Source organism: Streptomyces sp. CA2R106, assembly GCF_037034245.1.
Taxonomy (GTDB): Bacteria; Actinomycetota; Actinomycetes; order Streptomycetales; family Streptomycetaceae; genus Actinacidiphila.
Genome location: NZ_JBAGKC010000005.1, coordinates 219272 through 235006, shown reverse-complemented (window position 1 = coordinate 235006; position 15735 = coordinate 219272). Strand labels below are relative to the sequence as shown.

The window sequence follows — 15735 nt, the reverse complement described above, 5'->3', positions numbered from 1 at the left end:
GTTTGCGCCATTTTGCTAAATCGTCCAATGGTTGGCGATGTGCCCCAACGGCGCGGCTCCCGCATAGGGGATGAGGTCGAGCGGATTCATCCAGGCATCAGAGAAGTGGATGTTGAGGTGAAGCGCCAGCGCCAGCAGGATATCTTGCTCGGGTTCGGCGTCGATCTGGAATAGCGAAGCGCCAGCCACCGGAGACCTGAAGAGTGAGCCCGTGCGAGGGTCTCCCCATTGCAGATGCCCCTTTCCCGCGACCCACACACTGTCCGGCCATTCAATGGGATTGCGGGTCCGGCACCAATCTACAAGATGAGCCCCGATGGTCTCCAACTTGAGGCTGTCAAACGCCACAATCATTCCGGATGTTGGAAAGAAGTCATGCGTCTGGCCATACGCCTTAGTGGATCGGACGATGACCCCAGAAATGGGGCGGTATGCCGTCTTGGGCATCTTGCGCATCCGGCCGATCTTGCCGCAAGCGTCCAGCAGTTGCGCTCCGTCGAGCTTGGTCTTCACCTCAACCACGCCGTATACGCATTCGTTTGGAATGATACGGAAGCCCTGAAGGGTAGTGAATGGCGGAGTTCCGCGGTCGATAAGGACAATGTCCGACTGTGGCGATACATCGCCATTCGTTGCGATGACTTCTACGTTGTGCACTGCTTCAACGTGAGTTGGCAGATATCCAGAAAGAAACTGCTGGATGAGCACCTCGCGCGACGTTCCGGCCTCGCCGTTATGATTGAAGTTCTGCGACTGCTCAAAGTCGGCGCGCATCCTTTTTGCCACGGAGCTCAGGATATTTGCTAGTTTCTCTGAAGTCATCTATTGATTATACGCTGTACTCACCGGGTGGGTCCGAGGCTCGGCGCGGGCCAGTGGAGGCGGGAGTGTCCGGTTCGTACGCAACGCGAAGGGGCCGGTGAGCCTGGGTGTGCCGGCCGTTGCTATCGAAGGGGATCGGCATGCTTGTGCTAGACGTCGCGCCGCAGGGCTAGCAACCGTGGAAGGAGACGTCCGTAAGTTCTCCCCGGTCGACTTCCCGCATGCGAACGTACTGGTGGCTGGACCGCCGTGCCAGGTTTTCCGTCGCTGGTCATGGTGGGAGGCGGCGCGCTCTAGCGACTGTGCAGCACCTTGTTCAACGGGTAGTGCATCGGGAGAACATCTCGGCATGTTTGGCTGACATGGACGACCCGCGTACGAGTCTGATATTGGGACCGCTGCGATGGGCCCTTGCTGCCGTGGAATCCGGACGACCCTACGAAACCGTCGTGCTGGAGCAAGCGGAACCGCCTTGCCAGCCTGGAGGAAATAGGGAAAGCGCTCCCCGCCGAGGGCTGCTCGGTCGTGCACGGAGTATTGAATGCAGAGGAGTTCGGTGTCCCGCAGACACGCCGTTGCGCCGTGCTGATCGTCTGCCGCAGTGGAGCGGCGGCACTCCCGCAGCCAACGCACCCCCGATCGGCCTGCTCTCCAGATCCTCTCCACCTGGACGTCCACCGCTGATTCATCGCCTCGTGGGCGACGTGGCTTCCGGCGTTACCTGCGTGCGTCGGAAGTCCGTGAGACGCTCTCCGGTCCCCTGCGAAGCCCTTCAAGATCAACACGCTATTACAACGTGATCACCGTCAGACGGCTGCCGCGAGCCGCATCTGGCCGCACACAGACGAAGACCCCGCACGCAGCGAGGTGGCTGGCGGCGGGGTCTTGGCACACTTGCACAGTGTGCCCCCGGCAGGATTCGAACCTGCGCACACGGCTCCGGAGGCCGGGGGAGCCCTTGCTCGTTGAATGGCCCTGACCAGGGCGGAGTTGGGATCGAGCGACGGTGGAGGCGTGATCATTACGTCCCTACGACGTAGGTGCGAGTTGTTCAAGTGCCGACCTTCGCGAGCGTGTCTCGTGAGGCCGACGCGCGGCGGAGCGATATGGAAGTGCGAGGCCGTTATGTTCGGTATGCCCGAGTCGGCGGAAGTTGCAAAATCCGACCCCATCGGCCGATAGAGTCCCAGGTCAGAAAGTGTGCTCCCCGCGCCCGCGGGGATGGTCCCGGGGTGGAACCGCAGGTCAGGGGCGTGGAAGTGCTCCCCGCGCCCGCGGGGATGGTCCCAGCAACTCAGAGCTGGTGCGGGCGATGTCGGCGTGCTCCCCGCGCCCGCGGGGATGGTCCGCTGCCGGGGGAGCCACGCGACTGGTGGTGAACGAAGCGCGGCAAGCGCATGGCGGGTGCTGGGCGCGTAGAAGCAACGGTTCTGAGCCGTCCGGGGAGAATGGCGGGTGGATCAGCGTCTGCGCGCCGTAGGGTCGGGGGCATGGCGAGCGGTGGTCAAGAGGCGGTGGACGTGGCGGGTGGCGGCGACGCGGGGGAGGGGTTCACCGAAGAGGTTGCCGCCGGGGTGCTGCGCGGGGCGTGTGGTGAGGTGGGGCTCGACGGGGCCGGGGCGAGGCTTGTGCGGCTGGGGTCGAACGCCGTGTTCGCGCTTGCCGGGCGGCCGGTGATCGTGCGGATTGCCGCTGACCCGGATGCGCTTGCCGACATGGAGCGGGCCGTGCGGGTGGCGCGGTGGCTGGCCGAGGAGGAGATCCCGGCGAACCGGTTGCTCCCGGGGATCGCCCGGCAACCCCTCGTCGTAAGCGGCCGGGTGGTGACGTTCTGGGAGAGCGTCCAGGACGAGGAGGAGTACGCCACGCTCCCGGAGTTGGCGGACGTGCTGAAACAGTTGCACTGGTTGGAGGAGCCGGAGTCGCTGGGGTTGCCGTACTTCGATCCGGTGGCGAAGGTGCAGGCGTCGGTGCGGCAACTCGGCGCGGGCTGCGACTCGGCGGACGTAGCGTTCCTGGCCGACCGCACCGCCGAGTTGGCGCAGGCGTACGCCCGGCTCGACTTCGTGCTTCCCTTCGGGTTGATCCACGGTGACGCGAACATCGGCAACGTCCTGCGGGACCGCGCTGGCCAGGCCGTGCTGATCGACCTCGACGGCTTCGCCCTGGCACCCCGCGAGTGGGACCTCATCCAGACCGCGCTGTTCTACGACCGTTTCGGCTGGCACACACGCGCGGAGTACGAGTCGTTCGTCCACCACTACGGCTTCGACATCATGAACTGGCCCGGCTACCAAGTGCTGGCCAGTCTCCGCGAGTTGATGATGGCGCTGTGGCTGGGTGGCAAGGCTGCGGCGGAGCCGAAAGCGGCCGAGGAGTTCGCTCGCCGCGTCGAAACGATCCGTACAAACGGCGATCGGCGCCTTTGGCGACCCTTCTGACTACGCGTTCCTACGCGTCGCGCCCGGGGTCGGCGGGGGCCTGCCAGATCCGATGCTCTGCGGCCTGTGCCGCCAGTGGCGGAACGGGCGTGCGGGACCAGCGTCGTACGGAACTCGCTGGGGTAGCTCCCGCATCGGGCCGAGGGGGTGTTCCGCGGAGTTCGGGGCCCGTCGGCCGGTCGGTGGGGGATTCGGGATACGCGGCTTCAGCCGTAGAAGGTGACGTTGCAGACGTAGACGCATTCGTGCCGCGGGACGGAGAGGAAGCTGATGAAACCGCGGCCGTTGAGGATGTCGAACTCGCGGAGGCCGCCTTCCCGGTCGAGGGGGCGGCCGACCTTCGTGGAGTCTTCGCCGAGCGCGGCGAGTTCGGTGGCGAGGCGCTCGACCTCGGCGATGACGCCGGGCGGCAGTCCGGTGGTCAGGTAGTCGGTGCTCGGGTTGTAGTCCCAGGTCCAGTTGTTCACAGGCCGGTCTCGGCCTCTGCCTCGTCGCGGATGCGGCGGATCTCGGCGATGGCGTCCGTCGGGTCGTCGGTGCCCGCGTCGACGAGGCGTTCGAGTTCGTGGAGGCGGGCTGCCCGGGCTGGATGGCGTTCGATCGCGACGAAGACGGCCCAGGAGTGGACGAACGCGCGGAGCGGGGCGATGCTCGCTGTCTGCTGGGCGTTGGTGGTGGCTTCGAAGAGGTGCTGGGTCAGCGCGGGGAGCCTGCTGGGCGCGATCTTGGTGACGGCGGCACGGAGACCGTCCGGCGTGAGGTCGGGCATAGGGATGAGTGGCCCGTACGGACCGTCGATCTGTGCGGTCACAGCAGACTCCGGGACGCCGAGGACATCTGTGTCCGCAGGTACGCCAAGACCCCCTGACGTGTCAGGGGGTCTGTCGGCACTTCCTGCGAAGTGCCCCCGGCAGGATTCGAACCTGCGCACACGGCTCCGGAGGCCGTTGCTCTATCCCCTGAGCTACGGGGGCGACGGGAAGAACATTAGCAGGTTGGGGAGGGTGGGCGTGACGGGGTTTCGGGGAGGGGGCGGGAGGACGGGCGGGGCCCGGGGGAGGGTTCACCCCTGGCGGGGAAGAAGTGGGCAAAACGCGGACGCGTCGCGAGGGGGCGCCTACGATTCCGGGTGTGGCGGGCGCGTCCGGCCGGGTGCTCGTTGTCGACGACAACAGGGTCATCCGGCAGCTGATCAGGGTCAACCTGGAGCTGGAGGGCTTCGAGGTGGTGACCGCGGCCGATGGTGCCGAGTGCCTGGAGATCGTGCACTCGGTGCAGCCGGACGTGGTGACCCTCGACGTGGTGATGCCCCGCCTCGACGGGGTGCGGACGGCGGGCCGGCTGCGGGCGGACCCGCGGACCCGCCAGGTGGGCATCGTGATGGTCAGCGCCGGCGGCCTCCCGGAGGCGGCCGGCGGTCCGGGCGGGGTCGACGCGTATCTGGCGAAGCCGTTCGAGCCCGCGGTGCTCGTGGAGACCGTACGCAGGCTGGTCCGGCGCGGCCCGCGCCCACCCGCCCCGCCGAAGGACCCCGCCTCCCCCACGGACCCCGCCCCGCCGAAGGACCCCGAAACCGCACCCGCCCCGTGAGCCCCACCCCGTAAACCCGCTCGCCGCCCCACCCCCACCCTCGCCTACGCTCTTCCCGTGACCCCCGCCGAGCTGTCCCGCGCCGTCCTGACCACGGTGCGCCGTGCCGTCGACGCGGCCGAGCTGGCCGTGGCGGTCCCCGAGAAGGTGGTGGTGCAGCGCCCGCCCCGCCCCGGCTGCGGCGACTACGCCACGAACGTGGCACTCCAGCTCGCCGGCCCGGCCGGCCGCACCCCGCGGGAGGTCGCGGAGATCCTGCGCCGCCGCCTCACCCGCGAACCGGGCATCGCCGACGTGCAGATCGCAGGCGCCGGCTTCCTGAACATCACGCTCAGCTCCCGCGCGTACGACGTCGTGGTCCACCGGGTCCGCGAGCAGCGCGAGCGGTACGGGTACGGCGACGGCCTCGCCGACCTGCACGCCACCGTGGCCGCGGCCCCCGGCACCGTACGGGGCACGCTCGTCGCCGAAGTGGTGAACGGCCTGCTGCGGGCCGCGGGCGCCCACCCCGGCACCCCGCCCGAGCCCCTGGACGTGGCCGAACCGCCCACCGACGGCACGCCCGCCCCCCTCACGTACGCCGCCCTCCAAACCCTCCTCGGCCCCGACGCCACCCGCTGGGCCCTGCTCCGCCCGCCCGCCGAGGACCCCCCGCGCCTGGACGCCGCCGCCCGCGCCGCCCTGCTCGCCCAGACCGAGGCCAACCCGCTCTTCCGCGTCCGCTACGCCCACGCCCGCACCCGCGCCCTCCTCCGCAACGCCCGCGACCTGGGCATGCCGTCCGACGGCCCGGCCCCGTACGACGACCCGTACGGCGAAGCGGACCCGTGTACGGTCGAAGGAAGCGGTACGAGCGGCACCTTCGTCGACGGCGACGGGTCCGCGACAGCGCCACCGGGCCCGCCCGGCCTGCCGCACCACCCCGCGGAGACCGAACTCCTCGGCCTGATCGCCGACTTCCCCCGCGTGGTGGAGAGCGCCGCCCGCCGCCGCGGCCCCGACCGGGTCGCCCGGCACCTGGAACGCCTCGCCGACGCGTTCGCCCGGTTCCACGACGAGTGCCCGGTCCTGCCGAAGGGCGACGAGAAACCCTCGGCCGTCCACGCGGCCCGGCTCCGCCTCACCGACGCGGCGGGGATCGTGCTCGCGGACGGCCTGCGCCTGCTCGGCATCAGCGCCCCCGACCGCATCTGACTCCACCGCACCTGACCCCACCGGATCTGACCCCCGGCGGCCGGACCCACCCGGACCAGAGCCCACCCGAGCCGGACCCCACCCGAGCCGGACCCCACCCCACCAGAACAACCGCCCGGGCCCTGCCCCGCCCGGACCACGACCGCCCCGAGGAAGCCCCAAGTGAGCCGTTCCGCACACCCCGCCGGCCCCCGCCACGCCGATGTCCTGCCCGAAGGGCACTACGCCGGCCCGCCCGCCGACCTCAACGCCCTCGACCCGCGGATCTGGTCGCGCACCGTCACCCGCAACGGCGACGGCGCCGCGGAGATCGCCGGCCTGGACGTACGCGACCTCGCCGCCGAGTTCGGCACCCCCGCCTACTTCCTGGACGAGGCCGACTTCCGGGCCCGCTGCCGCGCCTGGCGCGCCGCCTTCGGGCACGAGGCCGACGTGTTCTACGCCGGGAAGGCGTTCCTGTCCCGCGCGGTGGTGCGGTGGCTGTACGAGGAGGGCATGAACCTCGACGTCTGCTCGGGCACCGAACTGGCGGTCGCCCTGGACGCCGGGATGCCCGCCGAGCGGATCGCGCTGCACGGCAACAACAAGAGCGCCGCCGAGATCGAGCGGGCGGTGCGCGAGGGCGTCGGCCGGATCGTGCTGGACTCCTTCCAGGAGATCGCCCGGGTCGCCGCCGAGGCCACCCGGCAGGGCCGCCGGCAGCGGGTGCAGATCCGGGTGACCGTCGGCGTCGAGGCGCACACCCACGAGTTCATCGCCACCGCGCACGAGGACCAGAAGTTCGGCATCGGCCTGGCCGACGGGCAGGCCGCCGAGGCCGTCCGCCGGGTGCTCCAGCTCGACAGCCTGGAGCTGGCCGGCATCCACAGCCACATCGGCTCGCAGATCTTCGACATGGCCGGGTTCGAGGTCGCCGCCCGCCGGGTGGTCTCGCTGCTCGCCGAGGTGCGCGACGAGCACGGCGTGGAACTGCCCGAGATCGACCTCGGCGGGGGCCTGGGCATCGCCTACACCCCGGAGGACGACCCGCGCGAGCCGCACGAGATCGCGAAGGCGCTCGGCGAGATCGTCGCCCGCGAGTGCGACGCGGCGCGGCTGACCCCGCCGCGGCTGTCCGTCGAGCCCGGGCGGGCGATCGTGGGCCCGACCGCCTTCACGCTGTACGAGGTGGGCACCGTCAAGCCGCTCGACGGCCTGCGGACGTACGTCAGTGTCGACGGCGGCATGTCCGACAACATCCGTACCGCGCTGTACGACGCCGAGTACAGCGTGGCGCTGGTCTCGAGGGCCAGCGACGCCGAGCCGATGCTGTCGCGGGTGGTCGGCAAGCACTGCGAGAGCGGCGACATCGTGGTCAAGGACGCGTTCCTGCCGGCCGACCTCGCGCCGGGGGACCTGCTGGCGGTGCCCGCGACGGGCGCGTACTGCCGGGCGATGGCCAGCAACTACAACCACGCGCTGCGGCCGCCGGTGGTCGCGGTCGCCGACGGCGAGGCCCGGGTGATCGTGCGGCGCGAGACGGAGGAGGACCTGCTCGCGCTCGACGTGGGCTGAGGCCCGCTTCCGCCGGTGGGCGGCGCCGCTTCCGGGACCGTTCACCGGCGGAGGGTTGCGCGTGCGGTTCGGCGCGCTCCCCGAATTCGTCCGGCTCCGCCCGCGCGGGGGCGGAAGATCTCATGGGGCGTACGGCGGGTCTCGCGATCCGGACAGGGCGTGGTTTCTCCCGTTCGGTGCGTGAGACTGGTCCTTTCAACGAGGTGCGGGCGCCCTCCGCACCCCGCGTGAGCGGGCCGGCGGGGGCGGGGTCCGGCCCCGTTCGACGAGCCAGACACGTGTGACGAGAGACGAGGTCGGATGATGCGTACGCGTCCGCTGAAGGTGGCGCTGCTGGGGTGCGGTGTGGTCGGCTCCGAGGTCACGCGCATCATCACGACGCAGGCGGACGACCTCGCCGCGCGGATCGGGGCGCCGATCGAGCTGGCCGGGATCGCCGTCCGCCGCCCGAACAAGGTGCGCGCCGGGGTGCCCGCCGAGCTGCTGACCACCGACGCCACCGCGCTGGTCAAGCGCGGCGACATCGACGTGGTGGTGGAGGTGATCGGCGGCATCGAGCCGGTCCGCACCCTGATCACCACCGCGTTCGAGCACGGCGCCTCGGTGGTGTCGGCGAACAAGGCGCTGCTGGCCGCCGACGGCGCGAACCTGCACGCCAAGGCCGTCGAGCACGGCGTCGACCTGTACTACGAGGCCGCGGTGGCCGGGGCGATCCCGTTGATCCGGCCGCTGCGCGAGTCGCTGGCGGGGGACCGGGTCAACCGGGTGCTGGGCATCGTCAACGGCACCACCAACTTCATCCTCGACAAGATGGACTCCACCGGCGCCGGCTACAGCGAGGCGCTGGACGAGGCCACCGCGCTCGGCTACGCGGAGGCCGACCCGACCGCCGACGTGGAGGGCTTCGACGCCGCCGCGAAGGCGGCGATCCTGGCCGGGATCGCCTTCCACACCCGCGTCACCATCGACGACGTGCACCGCGAGGGCCTGACCGAGGTGACCGCCGCCGACATCGCCTCCGCGCGCAAGATGGGCTGCACGGTCAAGATGCTCGCGATCTGCGAGCGCAGCGCCGACGGCCGCTCGGTCACCGCCCGGGTGCACCCGGCGATGATCCCGCTCAGCCACCCCCTCGCCTCGGTCCGCGAGGCGTACAACGCCGTCTTCGTCGAGGCGGAGGCGGCCGGCCGGCTGATGTTCTACGGGCCCGGCGCGGGCGGCGCTCCCACCGCCTCCGCCGTCCTCGGCGACCTGGTGACGGCCTGCCGCAACAAGCTCGCGGCTACCATCGGAGCAGGCGAGTCCGCGTACACGCGGCTGCCGGTCAGCCCCATGGGCGATGTGGTCACCCGTTACCACATCAGCCTCGACGTGGCGGACAAACCGGGTGTCCTGGCTCAGGTCGCGACGGTGTTCGCCCGGCACGAAGTGTCCATCGGCACGGTGCGGCAGCAGGGCAGGAACCAAGGCAGCGGCGACGACGCCGCCGTCGAGCAGAGCAGTGGCGGGCAGCGCGCGGGCGGCGAGGCTTCGCTCGTCGTCGTCACCCACCGCGCGACCGACGCCGCGCTGTCGGCGACCGTCGCGGCTCTGCGGGAACTCGACACCGTACGCGGCGTGGCCAGCATCATGCGCGTTGAAGGGGAGTAGCACCGTTATGAACGTCAAGGTCGAGCAGCGCCGAATGTCCGGCACCCACCAGTGGCGGGGCATCATCGAGGAGTACCGCGACCGCCTGCCGGTGGGCGCGGACACGCCGGTGGTCTCGCTGCTGGAGGGCGGCACGCCGCTGGTGCCGGCCCAGGTGCTGTCCGAGCGCACCGGGTGCGACGTCCGGCTCAAGGTCGAGGGGGCCAACCCCACCGGGTCCTTCAAGGACCGCGGCATGACCATGGCGATCACCAAGGCGAAGGAGGCCGGCGCCCAGGCGGTCATCTGCGCCTCCACCGGCAACACCTCGGCGTCGGCAGCGGCGTACGCGGTCCGCGCCGGCATGGTCTGCGCGGTGCTGGTGCCGCAGGGCAAGATCGCGCTGGGCAAGATGGGCCAGGCGCTGGTGCACGGCAGCCGCATCCTCCAGGTCGACGGCAACTTCGACGACTGCCTGGACCTGGCCCGCGGCCTGAGCGAGAAGTACCCGGTCGCCCTGGTCAACTCGGTGAACCCGGTGCGGATCGAGGGGCAGAAGACCGCCGCGTTCGAGATCGTGGACGCGCTCGGCGACGCGCCCGACATCCACGTGCTGCCGGTGGGCAACGCGGGCAACATCACCGCGTACTGGAAGGGGTACCGCGAGTACGCCGCCGACGGCCTGGCCACCCGCACTCCGCGGATGTGGGGCTTCCAGGCGGCCGGCTCGGCGCCGATCGTCAACGGCGCGCCGGTGCGCGAGCCGCAGACCATCGCCACCGCCATCCGGATCGGCAACCCGGCGTCCTGGCAGTTCGCCGAGGCCGCCCGCGACGAGTCCGGCGGGCTCATCGAAGCGGTGACCGACCGTCAGATCCTGTCCGCCTACCGGCTGCTGGCCGGCCGCGAGGGCGTCTTCGTGGAGCCCGCCTCCGCCGCCTCCGTCGCCGGGCTGCTCAAGGCCGCCGACGAGGGGCGCGTCGACCCCGGCCAGCGCATCGTCTGCACGGTCACCGGCAACGGGCTCAAGGACCCGGACTGGGCCGTCGCCGGCGCCCCGCAGCCCATCACGGTCCCCGTCGACGCGGACGCCGCCGCCACGCAACTCGGCCTGGCCTGAACCCCTTGCGGAGGAGCGCGGGGAGCCGTGTGCTCCCCGCGCCCTTCCCGCGCACCCCTTTTCCCAGCAGTCACCCCCGTAAGGGGCGCACGCCGCCGCGGCGACACGCATCACGCGCGGTCCGTGCGCCCTATGTCGCGGGGGAACCTTGTTTCGATAGGCTTACCCCAGCGGCGCAATCGCGCCCGGTTCCGGCTGATGCCGCCGCATCGCCATTTCCCGCCTTGCCGCCTGGCAACGGAGCCACGCCCGCAGGGCGTACGCACCAAGGAGATTCGTCGAACGATGGCCGGTCCTGCGTTCCGCGCCGCCGCAGTAAGAGTGCGCGTCCCCGCGACCAGCGCGAACCTCGGCCCTGGCTTCGACGCGTTCGGCCTGGCCCTGGGGCTGTACGACGACGTGGTGGTCCGCGTAGCCGACTCCGGTCTGCACGTGGACATCGCCGGTGAGGGCGCGGACACCCTGGCCCGCGACGAGAAGCACCTGGTCGTGCGCAGCCTGCGCACCGCCTTCGACCTGCTCGGCGGCCAGCCGCGCGGCCTGGAGGTGGTGTGTGCCAACCGCATCCCGCACGGCCGCGGCCTGGGCTCCTCGTCGGCCGCGATCTGCGCGGGCATCATGGCCGCCCGCGCGGTGACGATAGGCGGCCCGGCGGGGCTCGGCGACACCGCCCTGCTGGAGCTGGCCACCGAGATCGAAGGGCACCCCGACAACGTGGCGGCGTGCCTGATGGGCGGCTTCACGCTGGCCTGGACCGAGAACGGGGCCGCGCGGGCGGTCCGGATGGAGCCGGCCGCGTCGCTGGTCCCGGTGGTCTTCGTGCCGGCGGTGCCGGTGCTCACCGAGACCGCGCGCGGGCTGCTGCCCCGTACCGTGCCGCACGTGGACGCCGCGGCGAACGCGGGCCGGGCCGCGCTGCTGGTCGAGGCGCTGACCAGGCGCCCCGAGCTGCTGCTGCCGGCCACCGAGGACCGGCTGCACCAGGAGTACCGGGGCCCGGCGATGCCGGAGACCCTGGCGCTGGTGAACCGTCTGCGGGCCGATGGCGTCCCTGCTGTCGTGTCGGGTGCCGGGCCGACCGTACTGGCCCTGACCGACGAGGGGGCCGCGGACAAGGTGTCCCGGCTCGCCGGGGACGGCTGGGCGGCCAACCGCCTGGCGTTGGACGCCGCCGGGGCGAGTGTCCTGCCGCTCGCAGGTGGGCAGTGACACGATTGCCGGTCGAAGAGAGGGGGAATATCTGTTGGACCGGGTAGTGTTAACCTCAAGCCAGCATTCGCCGCCCTTTGGGCGCGATGGGCTGTGTCCCCGCAGTGGGACCGCACTTCTTCCGGGAGCCTCCCACCCCGTATAGGCAGCCAGTCCGGGTCGGCCGGACAGCCTCTGCGGGACGTGCCGAGCACGCTCCGGATTCGGTACGAGTTCTCTCCGTGCCGAGAGCATTCATGTATTTCTGCCGTCATCAGGCAGACCACCGCCCCGGGTCGAAGCAGCGGGAACGCGAAGACCCGGACAGCACGACCGGTCGCCGAGCCAGACAGGCCGACGCCCGCTCCAGGGAAGGACCCTTCGTGAGCGACACCACCGATCTGATGGGCGTGCGCGCAGACAACACTGTCGCCGCGTCCGAAGCCGACGCGCCTGCCTCCGGTGCTGCCACGGCCGCCCGGCGCCGTCGGTCCGGGACCGGCCTGGAGGGCATGGTCCTGGCCGAACTCCAGCAGGTCGCCGCAGGTCTCGGCATCAAGGGCACCGCGCGGATGCGCAAGGGCCAGCTCATCGAGACGATCAAGGAGCGCCAGGCCGGCGGCGGCGCCGCGGCCGACAAGGCGGCCCCCGCGGCCGGCGCGCCGGCCGAGAAGCCCAAGCGCCGCGCCACCTCGCGCGCCCGCCTGGAGCAGGCGGACAAGGCCGCCGAGGCCCCGGCGGCCGCCGCACCGGCCGCGAAGGAGCCGGAGAAGGCCAAGCAGCAGCAGATCGAGATCCCCGGCCAGCCGGCCGGTGAGAAGGCGAAGGCCGCCGCCGCGGCCGGCGAGAAGGCGCAGGGGGCGCAGGCGGCACCGGCCGACAGCGGCGCCGACAAGGCCGCCGAGGCCGCCGCCGACACCGCCGAGGGCCGGGAGGCCAAGGGCGGCGACGCCAGGCACCAGGGCGGCGCGGACGACCGCCAGGACCGCCAGCGCGGCCCGCGGGACCGCCGTGAGCGGCAGCGCGACCGCCAGCGCAACCGCGGCGAGGACGGCGGCGAGGGCCAGCAGGGCGGCGGCCAGAGCCGCCGGGAGCGCCAGCAGGGCGGCGGCGGCCAGCAGCACCAGGGCGGCGGCCAGCACCAGCAGGGCCAGCAGGAGGACGACGAGTTCGGCGAGGGCCGCGGCCGGCGTCGGGGCCGCTACCGCGACCGCCGCGGCCGCGGCCGGGGCCGGGACGAGTTCGGTGCCGGTGAGCCGCAGGTCGCCGAGGACGACGTGCTGATCCCCGTCGCGGGCATCCTCGACATCCTCGACAACTACGCGTTCATCCGCACCTCCGGCTACCTGCCGGGGCCGAACGACGTGTACGTCTCGCTCGCCCAGGTCCGCAAGAACGGCCTGCGCAAGGGCGACCACGTCACCGGCGCGGTGCGCCAGCCCAAGGACGGCGAGCGGCGCGAGAAGTTCAACGCGCTGGTCCGCCTGGACTCCGCGAACGGCATGGGCGCCGACTCCGGCCGCGGCCGTCCGGAGTTCAACAAGCTCACCCCGCTGTACCCGCAGGACCGGCTCCGGCTGGAGACCGACCCGGGCGTGCTGACCACCCGGATCATCGACCTGGTCTCGCCGATCGGCAAGGGCCAGCGCGGTCTGATCGTCGCCCCGCCCAAGACCGGCAAGACGATGATCATGCAGGCGATCGCCAACGCGATCACCACCAACAACCCCGAGTGCCACCTGATGGTCGTCCTCGTCGACGAGCGGCCCGAAGAGGTCACCGACATGCAGCGCTCGGTGAAGGGCGAGGTCATCTCCTCGACCTTCGACCGGCCCGCCGAGGACCACACCACCGTCGCCGAGCTCGCCATCGAGCGCGCCAAGCGCCTGGTGGAGCTGGGCCACGACGTGGTGGTGCTGCTCGACTCCATCACCCGCCTGGGCCGCGCCTACAACCTGGCCGCGCCCGCCTCCGGCCGCATCCTGTCCGGCGGTGTCGACTCGACCGCGCTCTACCCGCCGAAGCGCTTCTTCGGCGCCGCGCGCAACATCGAGGACGGCGGCTCGCTGACCATCCTGGCCACCGCGCTGGTCGAGACCGGCTCGCGGATGGACGAGGTGATCTTCGAGGAGTTCAAGGGCACCGGCAACATGGAGCTCAAGCTCGACCGGAAGCTCGCCGACAAGCGCATCTTCCCCGCGGTGGACGTCGACCCGTCCGGCACCCGCAAGGAGGAGATCCTCCTGGACCGCGAGGAGTTGGCGATCGTCTGGAAGCTGCGCCGGGTGCTGCACGCGCTCGACTCGCAGCAGGCGATCGAGCTGCTGCTGGACAAGATGAAGCAGACCAAGTCCAACGCCGAGTTCCTGATGCAGATCGCCAAGACCACCCCTGGCCAGAACAACGACTGACCGTCGCCGGCGGCGCATGGCGCCGTAATCGGCCGAACCGCCCGCGTAACCCCGTTGACCTGGGGATACGCGGGCGGTCCTGCGTTGTGCCGGTGGAGTGGCCCGCCGCTCGGATGGCGGCACCCGGCCCCGGGGGCGCACGATGGAAGGTCCGGGGGACCGGCTCGTCGAGGACGCAGGAAGCCGAGGTGCTGCCCATGCCGGACGCACAGCAGCCGCGGACCGGCTCCAGCCCCAGTGGGGCCGGAGAGGGCCGCAGGCGCCGCCGGCGGGCCCTGCACGCGACCGCGTGGGCCGTGTCCGGGGTGGTGGTGCTGGGCGCGGGCGGCGCCGGCTACCTCTACCACCGGTTCAACGCCAACATCCACAGCGTGGACATCGACGGCGCGCTGGGCACCCACCGCCCGGCCAAGCTCGGCAACGGCTCGATGGACATCCTGGTGCTCGGCTCGGACTCCCGCTCCGGCGCGAACCGCGTGTACGGCCACGACAGCGGCACCGCCCGCTCGGACACCGCGATGGTCGTGCACCTGGCCAAGGGCCACCGCACGGCGAGCGTGGTGAGCATCCCGCGCGACACCCTCGTCGACCGCCCCGCGTGCACCGGCGCCAAGGGCGCCGCCGAGCCCGCCCAGCAGCAGGTCATGTTCAACAGCGCCTACGAGACCGGCGGCCCCGCCTGCGCGGTCAAGACCGTCGAGCAGCTCACCGGGCTGCGGATGGACCACTACATCGAGGTCGACTTCACCGGCTTCAAGAACCTCGTCAACGCGCTGGGCGGGGTGCCGCTGACCACCACGAAGGCCATCCACGACGACAAGAGCCACCTGAGCCTGGCGGCCGGCTCCCACACCCTCGACGGCGACCAGGCGCTCGGCCTGGTCCGCACCCGGCACGGCGTCGCCGACGGCAGCGACCTGGGCCGTATCCAGCTCCAGCAGGCGTTTATCAAGGCGCTGATCCACCGGGTCGGCGGCCTGGGGCTGTTCACCAACCCGGAGAAGCTGTTCTCCGTCGCCGACACCGCCACCAAGGCGGTCACCACCGACACCGGCCTGGGCTCGGTGAACAAGCTGATGGGGCTCGCCCAGAGCGTGCAGCACCTGCGACCGGACCATGTGCACATGGTGACGCTGCCGGTCCGCTACGACCCCGCCGACCACAACCGGGTCGAGCCGATCCAGGCCCAGGCCGCGCGGGTGTGGGCCGCGCTGCGCGCCGACAAGCCGATCCCCTCCGACGCCACCAAGGGCTCGGTCGCCGAGCGGGAGAAGGCCGGCAAGGTGGTCGGCACCTCCTCGTCCGCACCCCGCTGACCTGGGCGGACATCCCGGGAATGATTCGGGCCCGGAGCTGGTTTTGGTAGCTGCGCCTAGTCCTGGCAGACTGGTCCGCTGGTCCCGGTTCACGCTCACGCAAACCCGCAGGAGCGACCCGGCGCCCTCCCGAACCTAGGAGCACCCGTGAAGCGCGAGATCCACCCCGAGTACGTAGAGACCCAGGTCACCTGCACCTGCGGCGCCTCTTTCACCACCCGCAGCACCGAGACCAGCGGCCAGATCCGTGCGGACGTGTGCTCCGAGTGCCACCCGTTCTACACGGGCAAGCAGAAGATCCTCGACACCGGCGGCCGCGTGGCCCGCTTCGAGGCCCGCTTCGGCAAGAACGCCGGGTCCGCCAAGAAGTAGCGGCCCGACCAGCGCCGGTCTCCGGTCGCCCCGCCCAGGGCGACCGGACCGGCGCTTTGTCGTCCTGCCCCGCGTCCGAAGCCGGCGGCGCCGCGTCC

14 protein-coding genes and 1 tRNA gene are annotated in these 15735 nt (G+C 71.4%); 11 read left to right on the top strand and 4 right to left on the bottom strand.

Annotation, left to right across the window (positions count from 1 at the left end; genetic code table 11):
* Positions 1-15: 15 nt before the first annotated feature.
* Complete coding sequence (locus WA788_RS10430) at positions 16-822, bottom strand: DUF6602 domain-containing protein (RefSeq protein WP_335974812.1); 807 nt, start codon at positions 820-822, stop codon at positions 16-18.
* Between the two features lie 97 nt (positions 823-919).
* Here WA788_RS10430 and WA788_RS36035 point away from each other — a divergent pair, with 97 nt between their 5' ends.
* On the top strand, positions 920-1183 hold the full coding sequence (locus WA788_RS36035; RefSeq protein ID WP_443034002.1) for a DNA cytosine methyltransferase: 264 nt from the start codon (positions 920-922) through the stop codon (positions 1181-1183).
* Between the two features lie 1129 nt (positions 1184-2312).
* Entirely contained in the window at positions 2313-3263 is a 951-nt protein-coding gene (locus tag WA788_RS10425) for an aminoglycoside phosphotransferase family protein (RefSeq protein WP_335974808.1), read from the top strand.
* Positions 3264-3469: 206 nt separating this feature from the next.
* Here the strand turns inward: WA788_RS10425 and WA788_RS10420 are convergent, their stop codons facing one another.
* The 3 genes from WA788_RS10420 to WA788_RS10410 form a co-directional block, all read right to left on the bottom strand.
* On the bottom strand, positions 3470-3730 hold the full coding sequence (locus WA788_RS10420) for a hypothetical protein (protein ID WP_335974805.1): 261 nt from the start codon (positions 3728-3730) through the stop codon (positions 3470-3472).
* Positions 3727-4032: a hypothetical protein gene (locus tag WA788_RS10415; protein WP_335974800.1), complete on the bottom strand. Its 306-nt coding sequence runs from the start codon at positions 4030-4032 to the stop codon at positions 3727-3729. The genes WA788_RS10420 and WA788_RS10415 overlap by 4 nt, the downstream gene beginning before the upstream one ends.
* A 133-nt stretch (positions 4033-4165) precedes the next feature.
* Positions 4166-4237, bottom strand: a tRNA-Arg gene (locus WA788_RS10410).
* Between the two features lie 157 nt (positions 4238-4394).
* Between WA788_RS10410 and WA788_RS10405 the strand changes: the two genes are divergently transcribed.
* From WA788_RS10405 to rpmE, 9 genes are all read left to right on the top strand, one after another.
* A complete protein-coding gene (locus tag WA788_RS10405; RefSeq protein ID WP_335974798.1) occupies positions 4395-4853 on the top strand; it encodes a response regulator in 459 nt (152 codons plus the stop codon).
* A 57-nt stretch (positions 4854-4910) separates the two neighbouring features.
* Positions 4911-6047 carry an ArgS-related anticodon-binding protein NrtL gene (nrtL, locus tag WA788_RS10400; protein ID WP_335974793.1) on the top strand — a complete coding sequence of 379 codons (1137 nt, stop codon included), beginning with the start codon at positions 4911-4913 and terminating at the stop codon, positions 6045-6047.
* A gap of 162 nt (positions 6048-6209) precedes the next feature.
* Positions 6210-7601, top strand: coding sequence for a diaminopimelate decarboxylase (lysA, locus tag WA788_RS10395; RefSeq protein WP_335974787.1), 1392 nt, complete (start codon positions 6210-6212; stop codon positions 7599-7601).
* A 300-nt stretch (positions 7602-7901) separates the two neighbouring features.
* Positions 7902-9251 (top strand): homoserine dehydrogenase, encoded by a 1350-nt coding sequence (locus tag WA788_RS10390; RefSeq protein WP_335974783.1) that lies wholly within the window; start codon positions 7902-7904, stop codon positions 9249-9251.
* A gap of 34 nt (positions 9252-9285) precedes the next feature.
* Positions 9286-10350, top strand: a complete 1065-nt coding sequence (gene thrC, locus WA788_RS10385; protein WP_335975255.1) for a threonine synthase — start codon at positions 9286-9288, stop codon at positions 10348-10350.
* 285 nt (positions 10351-10635) lie between these two features.
* Complete coding sequence (thrB, locus tag WA788_RS10380) at positions 10636-11559, top strand: homoserine kinase (protein WP_335974779.1); 924 nt, start codon at positions 10636-10638, stop codon at positions 11557-11559.
* Between the two features lie 383 nt (positions 11560-11942).
* Entirely contained in the window at positions 11943-13949 is a 2007-nt protein-coding gene (rho, locus tag WA788_RS10375; protein ID WP_443034007.1) for a transcription termination factor Rho, read from the top strand.
* Positions 13950-14146: 197 nt separating this feature from the next.
* Positions 14147-15265: an LCP family protein gene (locus tag WA788_RS10370; RefSeq protein ID WP_335974770.1), complete on the top strand. Its 1119-nt coding sequence runs from the start codon at positions 14147-14149 to the stop codon at positions 15263-15265.
* 147 nt (positions 15266-15412) lie between these two features.
* Positions 15413-15637 carry a 50S ribosomal protein L31 gene (gene rpmE, locus WA788_RS10365; RefSeq protein WP_202236258.1) on the top strand — a complete coding sequence of 75 codons (225 nt, stop codon included), beginning with the start codon at positions 15413-15415 and terminating at the stop codon, positions 15635-15637.
* The last annotated feature ends 98 nt before the right edge of the window (positions 15638-15735 follow it).

Coding starts and splice junctions, on each gene's coding strand:
- WA788_RS10430 (WP_335974812.1), bottom strand. CDS start 822: ATGACTTCAGAGAAACTAGCAAATATCCTGAGCTCCGTGGCAAAAAGG.
- WA788_RS10425 (WP_335974808.1), top strand. CDS start 2,313: ATGGCGAGCGGTGGTCAAGAGGCGGTGGACGTGGCGGGTGGCGGCGAC.
- WA788_RS10415 (WP_335974800.1), bottom strand. CDS start 4,032: ATGCCCGACCTCACGCCGGACGGTCTCCGTGCCGCCGTCACCAAGATC.
- WA788_RS10390 (WP_335974783.1), top strand. CDS start 7,902: ATGATGCGTACGCGTCCGCTGAAGGTGGCGCTGCTGGGGTGCGGTGTG.
- thrC (WP_335975255.1), top strand. CDS start 9,286: ATGTCCGGCACCCACCAGTGGCGGGGCATCATCGAGGAGTACCGCGAC.
- thrB (WP_335974779.1), top strand. CDS start 10,636: ATGGCCGGTCCTGCGTTCCGCGCCGCCGCAGTAAGAGTGCGCGTCCCC.
- rho (WP_443034007.1), top strand. CDS start 11,943: ATGGGCGTGCGCGCAGACAACACTGTCGCCGCGTCCGAAGCCGACGCG.
- WA788_RS10370 (WP_335974770.1), top strand. CDS start 14,147: ATGCCGGACGCACAGCAGCCGCGGACCGGCTCCAGCCCCAGTGGGGCC.